General features: G+C 66.8%; 15 protein-coding genes. 4 read left to right on the top strand and 11 right to left on the bottom strand.

The window, feature by feature from the left end:
• Positions 1 to 20: 20 nt before the first annotated feature.
• Complete coding sequence (locus ACFVSU_RS01845) at positions 21 to 1,835, top strand: type IV secretory system conjugative DNA transfer family protein (protein ID WP_387138672.1); 1,815 nt, start codon at positions 21 to 23, stop codon at positions 1,833 to 1,835.
• 5 nt (positions 1,836 to 1,840) lie between these two features.
• Here the strand turns inward: ACFVSU_RS01845 and ACFVSU_RS01840 are convergent, their stop codons facing one another.
• Positions 1,841 to 2,158 carry a hypothetical protein gene (locus ACFVSU_RS01840; RefSeq protein ID WP_387137227.1) on the bottom strand — a complete coding sequence of 106 codons (318 nt, stop codon included), beginning with the start codon at positions 2,156 to 2,158 and terminating at the stop codon, positions 1,841 to 1,843.
• Positions 2,159 to 2,231: 73 nt separating this feature from the next.
• On the opposite strand from ACFVSU_RS01840, the gene ACFVSU_RS01835 reads away from it, so the two are divergent.
• The 3 genes from ACFVSU_RS01835 (at position 2,232) to ACFVSU_RS01825 (ending at position 3,594) form a co-directional block, all read left to right on the top strand.
• On the top strand, positions 2,232 to 2,492 hold the full coding sequence (locus ACFVSU_RS01835) for a hypothetical protein (RefSeq protein WP_387137224.1): 261 nt from the start codon (positions 2,232 to 2,234) through the stop codon (positions 2,490 to 2,492).
• An 80-nt stretch (positions 2,493 to 2,572) separates the two neighbouring features.
• A complete protein-coding gene (locus ACFVSU_RS01830; protein WP_387137221.1) occupies positions 2,573 to 3,013 on the top strand; it encodes a single-stranded DNA-binding protein in 441 nt (146 codons plus the stop codon).
• Between the two features lie 8 nt (positions 3,014 to 3,021).
• Positions 3,022 to 3,594: a hypothetical protein gene (locus ACFVSU_RS01825; RefSeq protein ID WP_387137218.1), complete on the top strand. Its 573-nt coding sequence runs from the start codon at positions 3,022 to 3,024 to the stop codon at positions 3,592 to 3,594.
• Between the two features lie 208 nt (positions 3,595 to 3,802).
• On the opposite strand, the gene ACFVSU_RS01820 is transcribed toward ACFVSU_RS01825, so the two are convergent.
• The 10 genes from ACFVSU_RS01820 to ACFVSU_RS01775 all read right to left on the bottom strand — a co-directional run bounded on the left by ACFVSU_RS01820 (position 3,803) and on the right by ACFVSU_RS01775 (position 19,338).
• Entirely contained in the window at positions 3,803 to 4,759 is a 957-nt protein-coding gene (locus ACFVSU_RS01820; RefSeq protein WP_387137215.1) for an aldo/keto reductase, read from the bottom strand.
• Positions 4,749 to 4,916, bottom strand: a complete 168-nt coding sequence (locus ACFVSU_RS01815; protein ID WP_387137212.1) for a hypothetical protein — start codon at positions 4,914 to 4,916, stop codon at positions 4,749 to 4,751. The genes ACFVSU_RS01820 and ACFVSU_RS01815 overlap by 11 nt, the downstream gene beginning before the upstream one ends.
• Positions 4,913 to 7,333 (bottom strand): glycoside hydrolase family 3 N-terminal domain-containing protein, encoded by a 2,421-nt coding sequence (locus tag ACFVSU_RS01810; RefSeq protein WP_387137209.1) that lies wholly within the window; start codon positions 7,331 to 7,333, stop codon positions 4,913 to 4,915. Before ACFVSU_RS01810 ends, ACFVSU_RS01815 begins: the two co-directional genes overlap by 4 nt.
• Positions 7,323 to 8,504 (bottom strand): MFS transporter, encoded by a 1,182-nt coding sequence (locus tag ACFVSU_RS01805; protein ID WP_387137206.1) that lies wholly within the window; start codon positions 8,502 to 8,504, stop codon positions 7,323 to 7,325. The genes ACFVSU_RS01810 and ACFVSU_RS01805 overlap by 11 nt, the downstream gene beginning before the upstream one ends.
• A 324-nt stretch (positions 8,505 to 8,828) precedes the next feature.
• Positions 8,829 to 11,267 (bottom strand): glycoside hydrolase family 2 TIM barrel-domain containing protein, encoded by a 2,439-nt coding sequence (locus ACFVSU_RS01800; RefSeq protein WP_387137203.1) that lies wholly within the window; start codon positions 11,265 to 11,267, stop codon positions 8,829 to 8,831.
• A 92-nt stretch (positions 11,268 to 11,359) separates the two neighbouring features.
• Positions 11,360 to 12,871, bottom strand: a complete 1,512-nt coding sequence (locus ACFVSU_RS01795) for a family 43 glycosylhydrolase (RefSeq protein WP_387137200.1) — start codon at positions 12,869 to 12,871, stop codon at positions 11,360 to 11,362.
• The gene (locus ACFVSU_RS01790; RefSeq protein WP_387137197.1) at positions 12,864 to 15,719 is read right to left on the bottom strand and encodes a family 78 glycoside hydrolase catalytic domain; all 2,856 of its coding nucleotides are present in this window, start codon (positions 15,717 to 15,719) and stop codon (positions 12,864 to 12,866) included. The genes ACFVSU_RS01795 and ACFVSU_RS01790 overlap by 8 nt, the downstream gene beginning before the upstream one ends.
• A 37-nt stretch (positions 15,720 to 15,756) precedes the next feature.
• The gene (locus tag ACFVSU_RS01785) at positions 15,757 to 16,611 is read right to left on the bottom strand and encodes an ABC transporter ATP-binding protein (protein WP_387137194.1); all 855 of its coding nucleotides are present in this window, start codon (positions 16,609 to 16,611) and stop codon (positions 15,757 to 15,759) included.
• Positions 16,604 to 18,400 carry a dipeptide/oligopeptide/nickel ABC transporter permease/ATP-binding protein gene (locus ACFVSU_RS01780; RefSeq protein ID WP_387137191.1) on the bottom strand — a complete coding sequence of 599 codons (1,797 nt, stop codon included), beginning with the start codon at positions 18,398 to 18,400 and terminating at the stop codon, positions 16,604 to 16,606. The genes ACFVSU_RS01785 and ACFVSU_RS01780 overlap by 8 nt, the downstream gene beginning before the upstream one ends.
• The gene (locus ACFVSU_RS01775) at positions 18,397 to 19,338 is read right to left on the bottom strand and encodes an ABC transporter permease (protein WP_387137188.1); all 942 of its coding nucleotides are present in this window, start codon (positions 19,336 to 19,338) and stop codon (positions 18,397 to 18,399) included. The genes ACFVSU_RS01780 and ACFVSU_RS01775 overlap by 4 nt, the downstream gene beginning before the upstream one ends.
• Positions 19,339 to 19,344 lie beyond the last annotated feature (6 nt).

Genomic DNA, 19,344 nt, shown 5'->3' with positions numbered 1-19,344 from the left:
CCTGTCGGTTGGGTCGCGTGATGAGCAGCCCGCAACCGAGCACCTCCCTCGGCGACGAACTGACCAACCTTGCCCTGGGACTTCTCGTCGCCGGCGCCGCGATTGCGGCACTGCTTCGAGCCGCAGGGTCCGCCGCCGCGTGGATCACCGGCATCCCTCAGCCTGCAGCGGGGTTCGACGCGGGCCTCGGCGTCCTTCTGAGCCCTACCGACCCGGGTACCGCGCTCGGCGCCACGGGGCTTAGCCCGATTGCCTACTGGATATGCCTCGCACTCTTGCTCGTCGTCACGGTCGCTACGATCGTCTTCGGCTGGAGGCTCGTGCGTCCGTCACGACGGCGTACGTCCGCCGATCCGTACAGGATTCCCGGAGTTGCCGGCACCCACGACGTCGCCAAAGCCGCCTCCCACTCCGCACTCATGAAGCGGGCCGCGCACCTGCGCCCCTCGCTCACGAACGCGAAGCCATCGGACGTCGGCTACCTGATCGGCCATTCTCGGTCCACCGCAGTCTGGGCGAGCGTCGAAGACTCGATCCTGGTGATCGGCCCGCCCCGGTCCGGCAAGGGCGCGCACATCGTCATCAACGCAATCCTCGACGCCCCCGGCGCTGTCGTCACGACATCCACCCGCCCCGATAACCTCACCGCGACGCTGTGCGCGCGACTGCGGGTCGGCCCGGTCGCCGTGTTCGACCCGCAGCAGCTCGCAGAAGGAGTTCCGGCCGGCTTGCGCTGGTCACCGATCCGCGGCTGCGAGAATCCGCTGACCGCGATGATCCGCGCGACCGGTCTCGCCTCCGGCACGGGCCTGGCTGGCGGCGGTGTGGAGTCCGGAGGGTTCTGGGAAGCCAAGACCCGGACCGCGCTCCAGTCACTCCTACACGCGGCCGCGCTCGCCGGACGGCCCCCGAGCGAGCTGTTTCGCTGGACCCTGGATCCCGCTGTCGCCTCAGAAGCGGTCGCGATCCTCGTCAACGACCCTCGTGCGGCGACCGGTTGGGCCGACTCCCTCCAGGCGATGCTCGACTCCGATCCCCGCACCCGGGACTCGATCTGGCAAGGTGTCGCACTCGCCCTCGGCGCCCTCGCCGATCCACGTGTCCTCGCGGCGGTCTCCCCCGCCGACGGCGAATCCTTCGACCCAGAGACGTTCCTGCAAAGCAACGGGACCCTGTACCTCCTCGCCACAGGCGCTGGGGCGAACAACTCTGCCGCGCTCGTCGCCGCGTTCGTCGAGGACGTCGTCGAGTCCGCCCGGCGGATCGCCGCCCGCAACCCCGGCGCCCGCCTCGACCCGCCCCTCCTGCTCGCGCTCGACGAGATCGGAAACCTGGCACCCCTTCCATCACTGCCCACCCTGATGGCCGAAGGCGGCGGCACCGGGATCACGACAATGCCCGTGTTGCAGTCCCTCACCCAGGCGCGGTCGAAATGGAGCGACAATGCCGCCGGCGCGATCTGGGATGCCTCGATCGTCAAGATCGTCCTAGGCGGAGCATCCAACTCCCGCGACCTCCAAGATCTCTCCACCCTCATCGGCGAACGGGACGAGGTCACCGACTCCACCACTCTCGGCGACCGCGGGTCCCGCTCGTCGCAACGCTCGATCCGCCGGGTCTCGATCATGCCTCCCGACGTCATCAGAACGCTCCCGTTCGGCACGGGCCTGGTGATGCTCCGGGCAGCGCCGCCCATCGTCACCCGGCTCAGGACGTGGACCTCGCGGCCGGATGCGACGGCGCTCCTTGCAGACCGCCGCGCGCTGGAATCCCAGCTGCAGCAGCCGCCTCGACGTGACGCCGCGCCGATAGATGCTGAGAACGAACCAGCCTGAGGCGCTCACCGTGGCGGCGGGACAGCCGCCACGGCGTTGCTCCACACCCAGCACCGCATGAGCTTCTCCTCGACGGCGAACTGGATGCCGCATGCGACGTCGTTCCACATCACGACTTCGGCGTCGACGAGCACTGCGTTCGGGCCGAACCGCACCCAGGCCCTGCACTTCTTCGGCTGCGGATCTCTCGTGATCGGCAGCACACCGCGTTGGAGCTCCTGGTCGGTGAGGGTCTGAAGCGGATGAGCGGCGGCGGCCTGCTTCAGGATTCGCTCGTTCATCAACCTGCCGGCAAGGTTCGGGTAGCGCTTGTTCGTCGTCACGGCCCGGACACTCCTCATCGGGCCCGCCACTCACTCTAGATTGAGTCGAACATGTGTTCTACTCTGGACTGTCATGACGAACGTTGAAGTAGAACACGAAGCGACGATATGGGCCACGGATGACATTCCGACACGCATGTTCTACGCCGGCCGGAGGTGGCGCGTAACGGATACGCCGACACGACTTCGCGACTCGATCTGGAGCTCGCCGCTCACGCCCGGCCGCGGGCTCTACGGCTGGCGCTTCCAGGCCACGGACGAGGCCGGCGAATCCCTGGTCTTCGACGTCTACAAGAGCGCCACAGACTGGCACGTCCACCACGCCTACCGCTGAGAGTGCGAGGTGGCGGGGACCGACGCACACCTGTTGCGTAGGCGGATGGCCCGCTTCACGTCACGCGAAAGGTGAGTCCCATGGCTCTTCACACGCAACAGTCGATCTCCGGCTTCATCGCCTCCGAACCGCAGCGCAGCACCACTGAAGCCGGCGACGTGCGCATGTATGTCCGCATCGGGCAGCCGCAATACCGCCGGAACGAAGACGGATCCTTCACCGAACTCGAACCCACCTTCCACGACATGGTCGCCTTCCGCGCCACCGCCGAACGCGCCCTCGCCCGCTTCGCCAAAGGCGACAGCTTCGTGGCCGAAGGCTACAAGCGCACGTTCCCCATCGAACGCGACGGCCATGTCATCGAGGCCGAGGAGTTCGTCGCAAAGAAGCTCGGACACGACCTCGCCCGCACCAACTACGAAGTCGACCGCAGCCGACGGGCCAGCGCCGTAGAACGAGACGCACCCTCGCGCACCGCAGCGGCGAAGGAATCGACCGTCGCTGGCGCACTCGGATTCTGAGGACCGCAATGCCAGTCACCGAGAGCTCGCGATACGCTCCCGAGCCCGATCTCCCAGGGCAAAGACAGCAGGACGAGGACGCCGACGGCCCCACGACGGCCGAACCTCCGCGCCCTGTGAACTGGAATGTCCTCACGGCCGAAGAAGCTGAGGTGGAATGGATCGAACTCAACCGCTGGGTGAACTGGCTTCGCCGGACCTATGGGCTCCCCGCATCCGTCATCCCTCCTTTCTGGCATCGTCATCCTGAGCTCGTCTGGGAACTGTCCGCGCTTCACACGCACTGGCTCTGTGCGTACGACCCGGACCAGCACGGATCGGCCGCGATCGGATGGCATCGTGACTTCGCTGACGCACGACAGCGCCTCCACGACTGGACGACAAACTGCGGCACACGTCTGGATCGCGATCGCACAACGCGCCAGACGACGTGGCCCGGGGAGGATCCAGCCCCGATCGTCGAAGACACAGTCATCACCAACCGCGACGAGGACTTCATCAGGTTCGTGCTCGAAGACACCGCAAGCCGCCGCGCGGCGGAAGAGCAGTTCTACGCGGCTATGGATGGCAGCGCGGCATGAGAAGACATTCCCACCTCAGCCAAGGACCGCGCCGCTGCGATACCCCGTCGCCAGGATCAGGTCGATCGTATCCAGCCGCAACGGCCTGGGCCACGCGACAGGGCGGTTAGGGTCCCCACTGTGGGCGATCGCCGAGTCAACAATGACTTACCGCCTGCGCCGACCGAGCCGGCATTGCGCCATCTGGCAGGCGACTTCTTGCGGCTACTCAGGCGAGGACGTCGTCGACCTCGTCCCACACGGCCGTCGGAATCTCGAGACCCACGTTTCTGATTAGCTCATCGACCCGCGTCGGCGATGACACGCCCACGACGGTCGAGGAAATACGGCGATCTCGTGTCGAGAACTGAAGTGCGACCGCCGCGAGTGGTACGGCGTAATCCGCGCACACATCTCGCAGGCGGGCTACCCGTTTCTCGATCATTCGATCCGGCTCCCGGTACTGGTATCGCGGCCTATTGTCCGCGGGCTTGGCGAGCATGCCGCTCGCATACGGAGCCGCGTTGACGAAGCTTAGGCCCGCGCCAACCGCGTGGTCGATCAGCTCATCGGCGGTCCTATCGAGGAGCGTGTATTGGCTATGGTTCAGCAGGATGTCGAAAACCCCAGTGTCAACGTAGCGTCGCATCTCCGGGATGCTCCCGCCTGCAACTCCGATCCTGTCCACGAGGCCGCGGGATCTCAGCTCCTTCATCGCGTCGACGACGCCCCCGGGTCGAACAAGCTGGTCGAACTCGAACTGCTCAGGATCGTGCAGGTAGAAGACGGGAACGCGCTCGACCCTTAGCCGAAGCAAGCTCTCCTTGAGCGACGACATCACTCGCTCGCCGCTGAACTCCTTCGAGCCCGGAAGCGGGTCCGCCTTCGTCGCCAGCACAATGCCGTGCGGGAGCCCACCGGCGACTGCGATCGCCTGACCGATTCGTCTCTCGCTCTCGCCGTTCCCGTAGTTGTTGGACGTGTCGATGAAGTTGATCGGCGATTCGAAGGTTCTCAGCACCGTCGCGATCGCATCCTCGGCCGCGACGTCATACCCGTACAGGTGCGGCATACCCCCGAGTGGGCTCGTACCGATGCACAGACGGGAGACCGCTGGGCCGCCCACCCCAAGCGGTTCAATCGTCAACTCGACAGCCCGCTTCCCATCCGTCGGGTCATTGCTCATCGGCGCGCTCCCCGCTCTGCCCGCCGGCCTCGACCATGACGGCCGCCTTCACCTCATCCTCTCCGCCGACGCCGGTCCCCGGTCCTCGGCTGATCTCCGAGAAGAACCCGACGTTGGGTGCGACCTTCCACCCGTGGTGGACCTTCGAAGGGGTCATGAAGAAGGTCCCATCTCGGACGGAGTCGTCGTGCAATCTGAGAGGAAGACCCGGTCCGCGCTGCGCAACGCGCGCCGAGGCCCCGTCACCCGGATCGTCGTCTGCAAGGGGCGGGTCTCTGAGTCGAAGCTCAACCAGGCGTCGACGGTCGAGGGGTCGACGACAAACTCGCCGCGGATGTCCGTGTAGCCGAGGTGTGCTGCCGCCAGCGTGAATTCGACTCGCCGCGACTCGCCGGCATCAAGCTCGACGCGCGTAAAGCCCGCGAGCTGCTGCGCTGGGCGCGTAGCGCCGCTGGTGTTCACCCGCACATAGAGCTGCACCACGGTGGCCCCGTGCCGGTCACCCGTATTCGCGACGGTCGCAGAGATCGCGACTTGCCCGCGGGTGGTCATCTCCTGGCCAGCCGACAGGTGTGAGAGGCCGAAGCGGGTGTAGCTCAGGCCGTGGCCGAACGAATACGCGGGCGTCGCCGGCATGTCGAGGTAATGCTTGTCGACGTCGGGCGGCAGTGGGTTGCGGTACCCGGTGCCGTAGCGCTGGTGGTGGTAAACGGGAATCTGACCGGAGTGGCGAGGGATGCTGTACGGCAGCTTTCCACTGGGGTTCGATGCTCCGAAGAGCACGTCCGCGACGCCCGCGGGCCCGAACGGGCCTCCGTAGGCAGACACGACGATCGCTGCTGCGTCCTGAACAACCTGCGGGAGCGCGTAGGCGCGCCCTTGCACCAGCACGACGACGAGCGGTTTGCCCGTGGCCGCGATGGCTTCGGCAAGCCGGGTTTGTGCGGCCGGCAGCGAGATATCGACTGAGTCGCTCGCCTCCCCCTCGGTCCGCTCTCCGTTGAACCAGAGGCTCGCCCCGCCAAGAGCGAGGACGACGACGTCGGACGTCTCGGCCGCGGAGACCGCCTCCGCGATAGCCTCGGCGCCGAGGTCATCGGTCAGGCCGCTTCCCTGTACGACCTCGACAGCCGCGGTGCGATTGCGGATCTCATCGACGAGCGACGTGGCACCCAGCCGGTCCCTGACGAAATCCTCAACCGGGATGGACCGGAACAGGCTGTTGTTCCACGCCGCCATGCCCGGGTCGATCCCGACCATGTTCCCCATCCCACCGTCCGACATGAAGGTGGTCATGTCGCGGAAAGCGGGGTAGCTGTAGGTGGGAAACTGGAGTTTCACCGCGTCCGCGTGGGGACCGACGACCGCGACGCGCGTCGTCTCGGGGGCGAGGGGAAGCAGCCCATCGTTCTTGAGTAGCACCACCGACCGTGCCGCCAGTTCGCGCGACAGCTCGCGCCCCTCCCCGGCGACGGCGTCGAGGTCGATCCGTTCAGTCGGATACGGGTTCTCGAACAACCCCAGCCGGAACTTGGCGGTCAGCACACGGCGCGCGGAGCGGTCCACGTGACCGACGTCGACGCGACCGGCTTCCACCTCCGTGACGAGCGCGTCACCGTAGCCGTATGGGATGGGGAACTCGGTGTCGAGCCCGGCAATGATCGTCAGCCGTCCTGCCTCCCCAGCCGTCGCGGCAGCACGCTGGCGAGTGACGATGTGCTCGAGGGTCATGTAGTCGCTGGCGACGAAGCCGTCGAAACCGATAATGTCGCGCAGAAGCGTGGTCAGGATGTCGGGATTGGCTGCCGCAGGCACACCATCGACGTCGCCATACGAGTTCATCACCGATTGCAGGTTTGCATGCTGAATCGCCGCTTCGAACGGATAGGCGAACAGGTCCCGGGTGCGCCGAGCACCGCCCTCATAGGATGAAAGGTTCATGCCGCCCGTTGGCAGGCTGTATCCGACGAAGTGCTTCGCGGTCGCAATCGCACCCGCACGCAGATCATCGCCCTGCAGACCCCGCGTGTACGCGATCCCGAGGGCGGCCGCGAGGTATGGATCCTCACCGTACGTCTCGTGCACGCGTCCCCAACGCGGATCGAGAGCGACGTCCATGTTCGGCGACAGCGCCTGGCGGACGCCGACCCGGATGAGTTGACGACGGATGGTGTCGGCCATCTGCTGCACGAGGTCCGTGCTCCAAGCCGCTGCGAGTCCGATCGGTGTCGGAAAGACCATGTGGCCGCCGGCGAGGACACCGTTGAGGGCCTCGATGTGGACGAGGAGCGGTATTCCCAGCCGCGTTCCTGAAATCGCGGTGCGCTGAAGATCGCCGACGATCCTCGCCATCGTGACGGGGTCATCGACCCCGAAGTTGCAGATGTGGCCGGGTGCTTTGGAGAGCCACTCTGAGCGCTCCGCCGGCGCGCTGCCGTCGGCGAGGGATAGGTACCAGGGCGGCACCGAGACGAGTTGGTGCGCCTTCTCCCGAAGGGTCATCTGGCCGAGGAGGAGGTCGGCTCGCTCGGTGGCGCTCAGGGCTTGGTTCTTGAAGGAGGTGTCAAGAGACATAGTGGGCCTCGGCTGGTGGTACGCGGACGGATGGAGCGAGCAGGAGGGCGCAGAGTCCGGCTGCGGTGAGCAACGCAGACACCCAGGGAAGCGATGACACTCCAAAGCCGCTGACGACCAACCCACCGATGACGGCTCCGCCACCGATCGCCACGTTGAAGGCTGTTGTCTGGAGCGTTGCTGCCGCCACGCGCTGGTCTGCAGCCGCGACCCGCATGATGCGTGCCTGAAGCAGGATGGGGACAACCGCGAAGCACATGGCCTGCGTGATCGCGACGGCGATCAGCGGAGTGAGCCCAGCCGCCGCCGCGAGAGGAAAGCACGCCACGAGCGCCGCGACTCCGGCGGTCGCGACCGCGAGCGTCGCGTTCGGGAAGGCGTCGGCCAGGCGGCCGACGAGTGCAAGGGCGACGAGGGCGGCGACTCCGGTGGCGAGCAGATAAAGCGGGACGGCCTGCTTAGGGAGCATGGCGACATCCGTCAGCCAGACCACCGAGTATGTCCCGATGGTCGTCTGCCCGATGACGACGAAAAGGATGATCCCGCAGAGCAGCAGGACAGCTGGCATTGTGGACCTCGTTGCACCTCCAGTCTCGGGTGTCTTTGGTCGTGGGCGCGCTGACGGCCGGGGTCCACCGGCCGCTCCGACTGGCGGCAGGAGCAACCCGAGCACAACCACGACAACGACGCCGACGGCCGCGATGGCGACGAAAGCAGCCCGCCACCCGAGCGCCTGGCCGAGCGCGTTTCCGACGGGGATGCCGAGGATACTTGCGAGCGATCCGCCCGCCGCGGTGATCGCAGTCGCACGGCCCAGTTGAGTGGGCGGGACGAGATCGGCCGCGTACGCCGCGGCTACGACCCAGAAGAGCCCGTGCGCGGCGCCCCCTACCACTCGGGACACGACCAGCAGTTCGAATGTCGGCGCCAGTGCCGCCAGGGCGCTGGCCGCGCTGATGGCGGAGAGGGCGATGACCGCGAGCACCTTGCGCGGGACGCGGCGAGTCGCGGCCGCGAGCGGCGCCGTCGCGAGGATGACGGTGGCCGCGAAGACGGTGACGAGCTGGCCCACCTCGGCGACCGGGCGGCCGAAGCTCGAGGCGATGTCGGGAATCAGCCCGCCGGGGAGGAACTCGGTGGTCATCGACACGAAGACGGCTGATGCCAGCACGAGCAGTCCGACCCGCGGAAGTCGATCACCGCGACCGGGCGGTCGACGTCGACGCCGGGGTGACCGAGGGGTCGGCGTGACAAGAGCAAGAATCGAGGAGTGGGGAGCCATCGCGTGGCGCCTTCTCATACCCGTGCGCACTGCCGGGTCTCCCGGGAGCATCGACGCCGCGAACGGCGGGGATCCCCACATTACGCCGCACGCCGCCCTTGAGGTACGCAGGGGGCGAGTTTTGCGCAACGTTCGTGTGACCTCGCGCCCGTCAGTTCCGGGTTTACGACTCCGGGCAACGTCGGACTGGGCCAAGGTCGTCCCCGGATGCAATCAGACCGCCTCGGCGGTCACCGTGACCTGAGCGTCCACCATCCCTCCGGCGCTGACGGTCACCGTGATCTCTCCTGCACCTGACGGGCGTACGATGGCGACCGCCCGCCCATCGAACGTCGTGCAGCTGGCTGCGTCGAATCGCTCTTCAGTAACCGGGCGCGCCGAACCCAGCGCGGCGAGCTCACCAGCGCCATCGACAGCTACGCGAACGACCGAGTCCGGCGAAGGGTTCAGCCCACCGTGCTCGTCGTGGAACTCGATGCTGATATACGCCAGATCCGTCGAGTCCGCACGGATGCGTGAACGGTCTGCAGATGCCACGAGCTGCCGTTCGAACCCCGTGACCAAGGTGGTGCGTTCACACGGAACCCCGTCGCGGTAGGCGACTGCAACAAGCTCGCCCGGTTCGTAAGCGACGTCGAAGAGTGTGCGGAAGTCGTGTGCCGGCCCGGCGGGCGAACGGCCCAGCGTGGTGCCGTTCAGGACGAGCTCGACCTCGTCCGCGTCGCTGTAGACCTCGACCTCGGCGCGTGCGCCCTGCGGGAGGTCCCATGACCAGCTCGCCACTGCATCGCTCCAGGCCCACTGCATTTCCAGCCTGCGCTGTCCGTAGTGTTCGGGCCGCAGCACCGCGAGGTACGGCTCCTTCCGCAGACCATAGACAATTTCGCGATAGTACGACTGGGGGCGGCGGAAGCCCGTGATGTCCAGATCGCCTGCCCACGCCGTCAACCAGGGGAATGCCGGATCGCCGCCGCCGCGAACCTCAGGGTCATCCGTGTAATCGGTGCGTCCCAATCCGACCTCGCCGAGGTAGTCCCAGCCGGTCCAGGTGAAGCCGCCGATGACGTGATCATGCGCGAGAGTCTGCATCCATGACTGCGCCGTCACCCGCGGGTTGGTTTCCGAACCAAGCACCACGCGATTCGGGAAGACCCGAGCGTCCGACGCGTATCGAGCCTCGGCGTAGTTCAGTCCGGCGATGTCTGCGGCGGCGTGAGCCTCAGCCGTGCGCACGGTCACGACGTCTGACACCGTTACGCCGTCGAAGAACTCCGTCATCTCGTTCATCACGTCGTTGACGCCGCGGGCGGTCGCATCCTCGAGGCGCTGCTTGAGGTCGTCGATGACTTCACCGGCCACCGCCCAGAAGCTGCTGACCGCGGTCGCGACGAAGCGCGTATCGTCCCTGAGGCGAATCCGCTCGGCGATGTCGCGTGCGAGAGACGCTCCGAAGCCGGAGCCGTACTCGTGGATCTCATTGCCGATGCAGTAGAGGATCACGCTGGGGTGATTGAAATCCTTCTTGACGAGCGCGTCAACGTCGCGCTCCCACCACTCCGGGAAGTCGAGGGTGTAATCGAAGGGCTTGTTCATCTCCGTCCATGCGTCGAACGTCTCATCAAATACGAGTACGCCGAGACGGTCGCACGCGTCGAGCATCGCGGGGCTGGCAGGGCAGTGCGAGCTGCGGATGGCGTTGAACCCGGCTGCTTTCAAGAGCTCGATCCGCCGCTCCTCCGCGCGTCGGACCGTGGCTGCGCCCAGTGGTCCGTTGTCATGATGAACGCAGGCGCCGCGCAGCTTGACCGGCTCGTCGTTGATGCGGAGTCCGTGACGTGGATCAATGCGGAGTGTGCGGATGCCGAAGGATGTGCTCACCTCGTGCGACTCGTGGCCATCCTCGTCACGCAAGCGCGCACGGAGTTCGTACAGATGCGGGTGGTCTACTCCCCACCGGCGAGGGTCATCAACGTAAAGGCGGTTGCGGACGGTCGTCGTCCGGTTCGGGTGGATCGTCACCGGTCCGCTGTTGAGAGCGACGACCTCGCCGTCGTCGTCCCGCACTTCGACCTCGAGCACCAGTTGGCGCGTCAGGTGGCTTTCGTTGCGCACAAGAACCGCGGATTCCACGACCGCACGCTCCCCGTCGACATCCGGCGTAGTCACGCGGATCTCATCGTCAACGATGTGGGCTAGCGGTGTGAGGACGAGATGCACGTCGCGATAGATTCCGAGGCCCGTGTACCACCGGGAGTCGAGGTGAGCCCGCGCCTCTACCCGGATCACGTTGTCCTGGCCGTATCGCAGGTGCGCGTCGAGGGGCACTCGGAAGACGCTGTACCCGTACCTCCACTGGCCCGCGAACTCGTTGTTCACGTAGACCATGGCATCTCGATACACGCCCTCGAATTCGATGGCGACGCGCTGGTCACGCCACTCGACAGGCACCGCAAATCGCTTCGCGTACTCGACCTCGCCGCCGGGGAAGAAAGCGGCCGACGCGCCGCCGGGTGCGTCCGCGGAGCGCGCGAACTCGATCATGGCGTCGTGCGGGAGGGTCACCTTCTGCCACTCCGCACCGCCCATGAGATCGACGAACCCGCTGATCTTGCGGCGCACCGCCCAATCGTCGTTGAAGAGGTGCCTCGTCATGATTCTCCGTTCATATCACCGCGGGAGCGGCGCCGAGTGTGCGTGATCTGCTCCACGCACCTCCCCAAACACCGCCCGGCGTTCCCGCGCACTCATGATCCCGACGGCCGGTACGACAGTGAGACGATCCGCCCATCAAGGGTGGGACATCCGACGGCCAGCATCCGGCCTGTGAATCCCGCGGCGACCTCAGTGGAGAAGTATCGCCCGTCGAGTCGTGCGAGCTCCTCGAACCCCTCGTCGACGCGCACCGAGAGCGCGATATCGTCGGGCCCGGCATACCCGAATGGGACCGGTGCCGACTGCGGGCTGGTGGCTTCCAGGCGGAGCGTGAACCGACGTGTGGTGACCGCCACCGAGCCCACTTCCTGACAGACGTCGCCGATCTGAACGACGACCCGTGCTCGACCCTTCTCCACGATGACGGCGCACCAATGCCGATCGTCAAGGCGAAGCCGCAGCTCGCCCGACGTCTCGAAGAGGGCGTCTGCGGTCCAGGCGAAATCGCGGACCCGGGTGCACAACAAATCGGAAGATGCGCCCGCGCCCGGGAACGACAGACCTCCGAGCGGATGCCTGGTGACGACGACGTCCGGTTCGGAATCGGGGACGACCCAACGCGGGCCCAGCTCCGCCTCCGCGAAGTCATCGACGAAGCCCGTCGATGGCGCCGGAACCTCGAAACGACCTTCCTCGACCACCGGCCAGCCGTCGACCCAGTCCACTCCCGCCAAGAATGTCTCGCGCCCCAGGACGTGGAAGCCGGGCGTCGAGCCGCGGGGTCGCGATCCGAGATAGACGATCGCCCAGCTGCCGTCCGGCGATTGGACAAGGTCTGCGTGGCCCACGCTCTGCACGGGGTGGACGGTGCTCCGGTGCGTGAGCACTGGATTCCAGGGGCACGGTTCGAACGGCCCGCGGGGGCTGGAGCTCCGCGCCGCCGTCACGCAATGTCCGCGTTCAGTTCCGCCCTCTGCGAGCAGCATGTACCAAAGGTCGTCGATCTTGTAGAGATGCGGACCCTCGGCGGCCGGCATCCCGCTCCCCTGCCAGACAGGATAGTGGGGCTCGAGCAGCCGGCCCGTCGCGAGGTCAATCGGGGCCTGACGGATCCCCTGCCCGCCGACGGTGAAGTCGAGCACATGCCACGTGAGATAACAGGTGCCGTCGTCGTCCCAGCACAGGTCAGGGTCGATGCCGATCGCATCGCGCACGAAGACCGGGGCGCTCCAGGGGCCGCTCGGATCCTCAGCGTGGACGATGATCTGCCCGCTGTCGAAGTCGCTGACATTGGTCGTGATGAACCAGAAGCGACCGTCCCGATGCCGGAGCGTCGAGCCGTAGATGCCGGTCGACGGTCCGGTGGTGCCGCGGCGGAACTGCATGCGGTCGGTGAGGATGTTGCCGAGCTGCGTCCAGTTCACGAGGTCGCGGCTGTGGAACAGCGGCGCGCCGGGAAAGTACTCGAAGCTGGAGTTGGCGACGTAGTAGTCATCACCGACGCGGCAGATCGTGGGGTCGGGGTAGAACCCGGGAAGGATCGGCTGGAACTCCCCGCTGCGGCCGCCCGCCCGCGCGGTGGAGACGGCGGTTGACTCAGACAAGGGCCACTCCGATCGGGTCGCTGGCCGACGCAACGGCGTCCGTAGATGCCGTCGCGGTCACCATTGTGGCGATGAGGTTCTCAAGCTCCGCCTTGACCGAGTCCGCCGGCCAGATCTTCGTCCAGACCGCCTCTCCGAGCTCCTCGACGGGCCGGTCGAAGAACGGAGCGAGAAGCTGCGCGAGCCGCACCTCGGATGCCGCGAGTCCGTTGTCGACGGAGAATTCGGTGAGCCCTTCCCACGCGCGAGGATCATCGACGAGGTCGCGGATAGTGCGCAGGGGCTTCCTTTCGACGGGAGGTTCGGCGACCTCCCAGATGTGGCGCCCGTGAAACACAGTGGTGCTGCTCGGACTCCCCGGCAGCGTGACAAGCGCGCGCGTCCCCACAGGTACCTCGACCTCGAGGGTCAGCACACCATCGGCGCGCCGCCACGACACGGAGGCGTCGCCATATGGCGTCGTGTGTCGTGTGCAGCAGTGGGTGAGCTGCGGCGGGACGATCGGCGCGACGACGAGCGTGCGGTATCCGGGCTCCCCGGCCGCGAGTCCGGCGATCCGGCGATGCGCCCAGTCGACGACGCTACCCAGGGCGTAGTGGTTGAAGGACGTCATGCCGTTGGAGTTGATCGTGCCATCGGGCAGCAGGCTGTCCCACCGCTCCCAGACCGTGGTGGCGCCGACGGTGACCGGGTACAGCCAAGACGGTGGTGCTGTCTGTAGGAGCAGTCGCATCGCCAGATCCGGGTAGCCCGCGTTGGTGAGGGCGTCGCAGATAAGTGGAGTACCGACGAATCCGGTCGAGATGCGGAACGCGCTCGCGCGGACCAGGTCAGCGAGTCTGGCGCCTGCGACCGCCCTTTGTCGCACGTCGGTCAACAGGCCCCACTCCAGCACCATCGCGTAGGCGGTCTGAGCTTCGGAGACGATCCGGCCGGATGGAGTCACGAATTCGGAGTTGAAGGCGGCGCGCACGCGCTCAGCGAGCTCCCGATACCGCTCTTCGTTCGCGCCATCGCCGATCACCGCCGCCGCCTGGGCGACGATGCCGGCCGACCTCGCGAAGTGCGCCGTCGCAATGATGTCCGGATCGGCCTTCGCGTTGAACGGATCGTCGGCCGGGGCCGTGGGATCCAGCCAATCGCCGTACTGGATGCCGCCCCGCCAGATCAGGTCGGGGCCCGAGATGGACGCAACGTGGTCGACCCAGGCGCGCATGCTCGCGAACTGGCGTTCGAGAATGCCGCGATCGCCGGTCCTCTCCCAGATCACCCACGGCACGACGGTGGCGGCATCTCCCCAGGCGGCGGTCGGCGTTGAGGTCAATTCCGAGCGGAGGATGTCGGGGACGACGTGCGGGACCCGTCCGGAGGGATCCTGCTCGGCCGCGACGTCGGCCAGCCAGGAGGAGAGGAAGCCCGAGGTGTCGAACAGGTAGGTCGCGGTGGGCGAGAAGACCTGGATGTCTCCTGTCCACCCGAGCCTCTCGTCGCGTTGTGGACAGTCGGTCGGCACGTCGAGGAAGTTGCCGCGCATCCCCCACACGACGTTGCTGTGAAGCTGGTTGAGGAGGGTGTGGCTGGAGTCGAACCAGCCCGCCCGGCGCAGATCACTGCCGACGACAACGGCCTCGATGTCGTTCGGGGTGATGTCGTCGACACCCGTGATCTCGGCGTAGCGGAAGCCGTGGAAGGTGAAGCAGGGCTCAAGCTGCTCCTCGCCCCGGCCCGCAAGGTAGAACGTGTCTGTTGCCTTGGCCGTGCGGAGCGGTCCGATGCCGAGCTCCCCCTCGTCGAGAACCTCTGCGTGTCGCACGACGACCTCTTGGCCAGGCGATGCATCGCGGACCTTCAGGCACACCCAGCCCACCAGGTTCTGCCCGAAGTCGGCAAGGAGCTTTCCGCTCGGCGACCGCCAGACCCGGCGTGCCTCGATACGCTCCGTGATGCGCATCGGAGGCCCGTCTTCACCGACGAGGATGCTCAGATCCGCGTCGATCGTCTCCACTGCGTGCTCGAACGACGCGGCCGCGGGGCGCCGCAGGTCCGTCGTCTGGCCGTCGTAGAGGTCATCCATGAGGATGCCGGACTCCCGCGCCCGCCACGTGCTGTCGGTGGCAAGCACGTGGACGGCACCGTCCGCTGTCGTCACTTCGAGCTGTCCGAGGAAGGCAAGCCGATCTCCATAGTGTGCACGTTCGCCCAAGAAGCCCAAGCGACCGCGCCACCAGCCGTTGCCGAGCGTCACGGTGAGAACATTGGTCCCTTCCTGGACGAGCGAGGTCACGTCGTATGCGCGGTAGCGAAGTCGATGCGGATAGGACGTCCAGCCGGGCGCCAGCAGCGTGTCGTCGATCGGGGTGCCGTTCAACCGAGCGGAGAGGAGGCCGTGGGCCGTCGCGAACAGTCGCGCGCGCACCACCTGGTGGGGCACGTCGATCGTGCCGCGCAGTTCTGGCGCCGCCTGTCGGATTCCGCCGATTCCCACCGGAGTGATGAACCGCGCCCGCCAGTCGTTGCTCCCGAGGAGTCCGGCCTCTGCGTCAGCGGGCTCGCTCCATGGGCTCCAGTCGGTGCTCTTCACGCGAACCCGGACGCGCACGGTCTCGCGCGCTTCGAGCGGGGCGGAGGGCCATGGCACGAGCGCTTGGTCCGCCGTCTCCACGACCCATCGTTCCCGGTCCTCATCGCCTCGGACGATCTCGAGTTCGTACGCAGACTGCTCGAACCCGTCGGGCGCGCTCGCCACAGTCCAGCTCAGGCGCGGCCGGACCGTGGTGAGACCGAGCGCGGGACCCGGGTCGGTGCGGTGCTCGAATCGGGGCGCGGTGGGTGCCGAGAGCAGGGTCATTGAAGTCCTGACAGTGAGAAGACGGAGCGCATCCCGCTCATGCGGGCGCGGCCGAGGTGTCGGCGGCATCGGCGACCGGGTCGCCTCCGAACCGAGCGAGCCGCGCAGCGCGCCGGGCGCGCTGTCGGGGCGGGTCGGCGATCGGGGCCGACATCTGCAGCCTCTGGGTGTAGGGATGCTGCGGAGCGGTGGCCACCTGGCGTGCATCGCCGATCTCGACGATCTGGCCACCTTTGAGCACGGCGATCCGGTCACTGATCGCCTGAACGACGCCCAAGTCATGGCTGATGAAGAGGTACGCCACACCGGTCGCCTTCTGCAGCTCGTCGAGGAGCGTCAGGACACGCGCTTGCGTTGTGACGTCCAGTGCACTCGTCGGTTCGTCGCAGACGATCACGGACGGCTCGAGGGCGAGGGCGCGGGCGATGGCGATGCGCTGACGCTGGCCGCCCGAGAACTCGCGCGGATACCGCCATCCGGCGTCAGACGGCAAGCCGACAGCATCCAGCAGCTCACGAACCCGTGCGCGGCCCGCGGTGGCGCCGGTGGCCCGGAGCGGCTCGACGAGGATGCTCTCCACGGTCATGGACGGGTTCAGCGATGAGTAGGGATCCTGGAAGATCACCTGAATGTCGCGGGCGACCTGGCGCCGGCGAGAGCGCGAGATGTTGCTGATCTCCTGTCCGCGGAACTCGATCGACCCTCCGCTCACGGGAGCGAGACCGAGGATCGCGCGGCCGATTGTGGTCTTCCCCGATCCGGATTCGCCCACGAGGCTCACGGTCTCGCCGGCCCTGAGTCCGAGGGAGACGTCCTGAATGACGGTCTTGCCGCCGCGGCGTCCGCCGTAGCGGACCACGAGATTCTTGATCTCGAGCAGCTGGTCACTCATCGCCGATCACCTCCATGATCTCGACCTTGCGTGAGGAGGCGAGCAGGTCGTTCGTGTACGGGTCGCTCGGAGCTGCGAAAAGGGTGTCCACGTCGTTGGACTCGACGATTCGCCCGTCTTTCATGACACTGACCCGGTCACAGAGGTCGGCGACGACCCCGAGGTTGTGGGTGACGATGATCATGGCCAGACCACGCTCCACACTGAGCTCGCGCAGCAGCTCGAGCACCTCGGCTTGAACGGTGACGTCGAGTGCCGTGGTGGGTTCGTCCGCGATGATGACCTCCGGGTTGGACGCGACTGCCCCGCAGATGAGGACGCGCTGCGCCATGCCCCCAGAGATCTCGTGGGGATACAGACGCATTACGCGCTCTGGGTCGTCGATGCCGACTCGAGCGAGCAGCGCGACCAGCTGCGCGCGAGCCTCGGCCTTGGAGACACCGGTGGCGGCGCGAAGTCCGTAGACCAGCTGCGCGCCGACGGTGAACGATGGGTCGAGGTTCGACATCGGCTCCTGCGGCACGTAGGCGATCTGCCGGCCGCGCGCCTTGCGCATCCGCGCCGGATCGGCGAGAAGATCCTTCCCCTTGAAGAAGACGCTTCCGCCGAGGACGACGGCCTCGCGCGGCAGGAGGCCGAGGACAGAGAACGCGATCTGCGACTTGCCGGAGCCTGATTCGCCGACGAGGCCGTGGATCTCACCTCGCCTGACTTCAACCTCGACCCCGTGCACAACCTCGCGCACCTCGTCGCCCGTCGTCGGATATCCGACGCGCAGCCCGCGGATCGCGAGGACGACATCGTCGGGCGCTCCGTACTCGTGCGTCCCGGCGACTCGGTCATCCTGAGCTGCGCGGACAAGCGCGCGCCGGCGCGAGGGCTTGAGTGCCGCACTCCGATTTGAGGCCTGGAGGGTGTCGCGCAGCGCGTTGCCCAGCAGTACGTAGGCGAGAATCGTCACGCTGATGAGGATCGCCGGCGCCGCGAGGTTGGCCGGGACCAGGTAGATGTTCGCGAACGCCTCCGCAAGCACACGACCCCAGGAGGGCTCCCGCGGGTTGCCCAGGCCGAGGAAGTCCACGCCCGCGAGGATGCCGACAGCGGTCGCGAGCACGAACGCGCTCTGCACGATCACGGGTGCTCGCACAGCGGACAGCACATGGCGGCCGACGATGCGGACGTCCGAGAGGCCCACGACCTTCGCGGCGTCGACATAAAGCTCGGACCGCACGGAGATGACGACCGAACGGACGAGCCGGTAGAACGACGGTGCGACGATCACGCCGAAGGCGGTCATGGAGACGGGGATGCTGGGGCCGGTGAGCGTGAAGATCGCGATGATGATCGCGATGCCCGGAAGCGACATCACGAGATCCGAGACGAAGTTGGCGACGGCCTCGATCTTGCCGCGGTAGAACCCGGCGAGCAGTCCGAATGTCAGGCCGAGCAGCAGAGAGACGCCGAGCACGAGGACGCACGCGAGAAGGGTCTGCTGCGTTCCCCACATGAGGCGGGACAGGATGTCGCGGCCCGACTGGTCGGAACCGAGTATGTGACCTTCGCTGAACGGAGGCTGGTTCGCGCCGGCCAGGTCCGTGGCGTTGGGCGGGTACGGCGCGAGCCACGGGGCGGTCACCGCGACGAAGATCAGGACCGCGAGGACCGCAAAGCTGAAGATGGCGAAGGGGTTCTTCAGGAGAGTCGCAAAGGTGTTGCGGCGGACGCCCTTGCGGATCAGCGCGGCGGTGCCGTCGACCGAGGGATCCAGGTCATGCTGATCGACGGTCATCGGATCCTCGACTTCGGGTTCAGGATGCCGACCAGGATGTCGGCAGCGAGATTGACGATGAGGACGAGGAGCATCGCGAATATCACCGTGCCCATCACCATGGGGACGTCACCTGCAAGGGCAGCGGAGATGATCAGCTGGCCGATGCCGGGGAGCGCGAAGATCGCCTCGATGAACAGGGCCGCTCCCAGCAGACCCAGCATCGTGAGGCTCAGGACGATGAGGCCCGGGCCGGCCGCGTTGCGCAGCACGTGGCGAAAGAGAAGCGGCGCCGACGGGATGCCGCGGGATCGAAGTGTGCGCACGTAGTCCTGGGAAAGAGTGTCGGCGACCGAGCCCCTGAATTGGGCCGCCGAGGCGGCGATCGTGCCGATCAGGAGAGAGATCACGGGCAGCGTCAGCGACCAGAGCCAGCCCTGAGGATCGTCTGTCAGCCGGATGTACCCGGTAGCCGGGTACATGGGGACAGCGATCGCGAACGCGAAGATCAAGCCCATCGCGATGATGAACCCGGGGACCGCCGCTCCCAGCACAGTGATGAACTGCAGAATCCGATCGACCCAGCCGCCGTAAAGCGCTGCCGTGGCCCCCAGGACGACCGCAAAGATCGTGGTGAGAATCATCGTCAGGATGATGAGCGAGAGGGTGACCGGAATGCGCGTGGCGAGCGCCTCGGTGACCGGCTGGCCGGTGAGGAACGACGCGCTCAGGTCGCCCCTCACCACGCCCGCCAGGTAATCCAGATATTGGACGATCAGCGGCCGGGTGAGCCCCAGCTCTTCCGCCTTGGCCGCGACCTGCTCCTCCGACGCGCTCAGACCCAGCACGGATCGAGCGATGCCGAGGCCATCGGTGAACATGACCGCGAAGGTGATAAACGTCACGATCAGGAACAGTCCGAGGGCGCGGACCAGGTGGGTCGCGATGTAGCGGAACATAGCTGG

Origin of the sequence: Microbacterium sp. NPDC058062 (assembly GCF_042885375.1) — a bacterium.
Classification (GTDB): Bacteria; Actinomycetota; Actinomycetes; order Actinomycetales; family Microbacteriaceae; genus Microbacterium; species Microbacterium trichothecenolyticum_C.
This window is presented reverse-complemented; position numbering and strand designations above follow the sequence as displayed.

What these genes read in the sequence shown, in the direction of transcription:
- ACFVSU_RS01845 (WP_387138672.1), top strand. Translation starts at nt 21, where the DNA reads ATGAGCAGCCCGCAACCGAGCACCTCCCTCGGCGACGAACTGACCAAC.
- ACFVSU_RS01835 (WP_387137224.1), top strand. Translation starts at nt 2,232, where the DNA reads ATGACGAACGTTGAAGTAGAACACGAAGCGACGATATGGGCCACGGAT.
- ACFVSU_RS01830 (WP_387137221.1), top strand. Translation starts at nt 2,573, where the DNA reads ATGGCTCTTCACACGCAACAGTCGATCTCCGGCTTCATCGCCTCCGAA.
- ACFVSU_RS01825 (WP_387137218.1), top strand. Translation starts at nt 3,022, where the DNA reads ATGCCAGTCACCGAGAGCTCGCGATACGCTCCCGAGCCCGATCTCCCA.
- ACFVSU_RS01820 (WP_387137215.1), bottom strand. Translation starts at nt 4,759, where the DNA reads ATGAGCAATGACCCGACGGATGGGAAGCGGGCTGTCGAGTTGACGATT.
- ACFVSU_RS01815 (WP_387137212.1), bottom strand. Translation starts at nt 4,916, where the DNA reads ATGACCCCTTCGAAGGTCCACCACGGGTGGAAGGTCGCACCCAACGTC.
- ACFVSU_RS01810 (WP_387137209.1), bottom strand. Translation starts at nt 7,333, where the DNA reads ATGTCTCTTGACACCTCCTTCAAGAACCAAGCCCTGAGCGCCACCGAG.
- ACFVSU_RS01800 (WP_387137203.1), bottom strand. Translation starts at nt 11,267, where the DNA reads ATGACGAGGCACCTCTTCAACGACGATTGGGCGGTGCGCCGCAAGATC.
- ACFVSU_RS01790 (WP_387137197.1), bottom strand. Translation starts at nt 15,719, where the DNA reads ATGACCCTGCTCTCGGCACCCACCGCGCCCCGATTCGAGCACCGCACC.
- ACFVSU_RS01785 (WP_387137194.1), bottom strand. Translation starts at nt 16,611, where the DNA reads ATGAGTGACCAGCTGCTCGAGATCAAGAATCTCGTGGTCCGCTACGGC.
- ACFVSU_RS01780 (WP_387137191.1), bottom strand. Translation starts at nt 18,400, where the DNA reads ATGACCGTCGATCAGCATGACCTGGATCCCTCGGTCGACGGCACCGCC.
- ACFVSU_RS01775 (WP_387137188.1), bottom strand. Translation starts at nt 19,338, where the DNA reads ATGTTCCGCTACATCGCGACCCACCTGGTCCGCGCCCTCGGACTGTTC.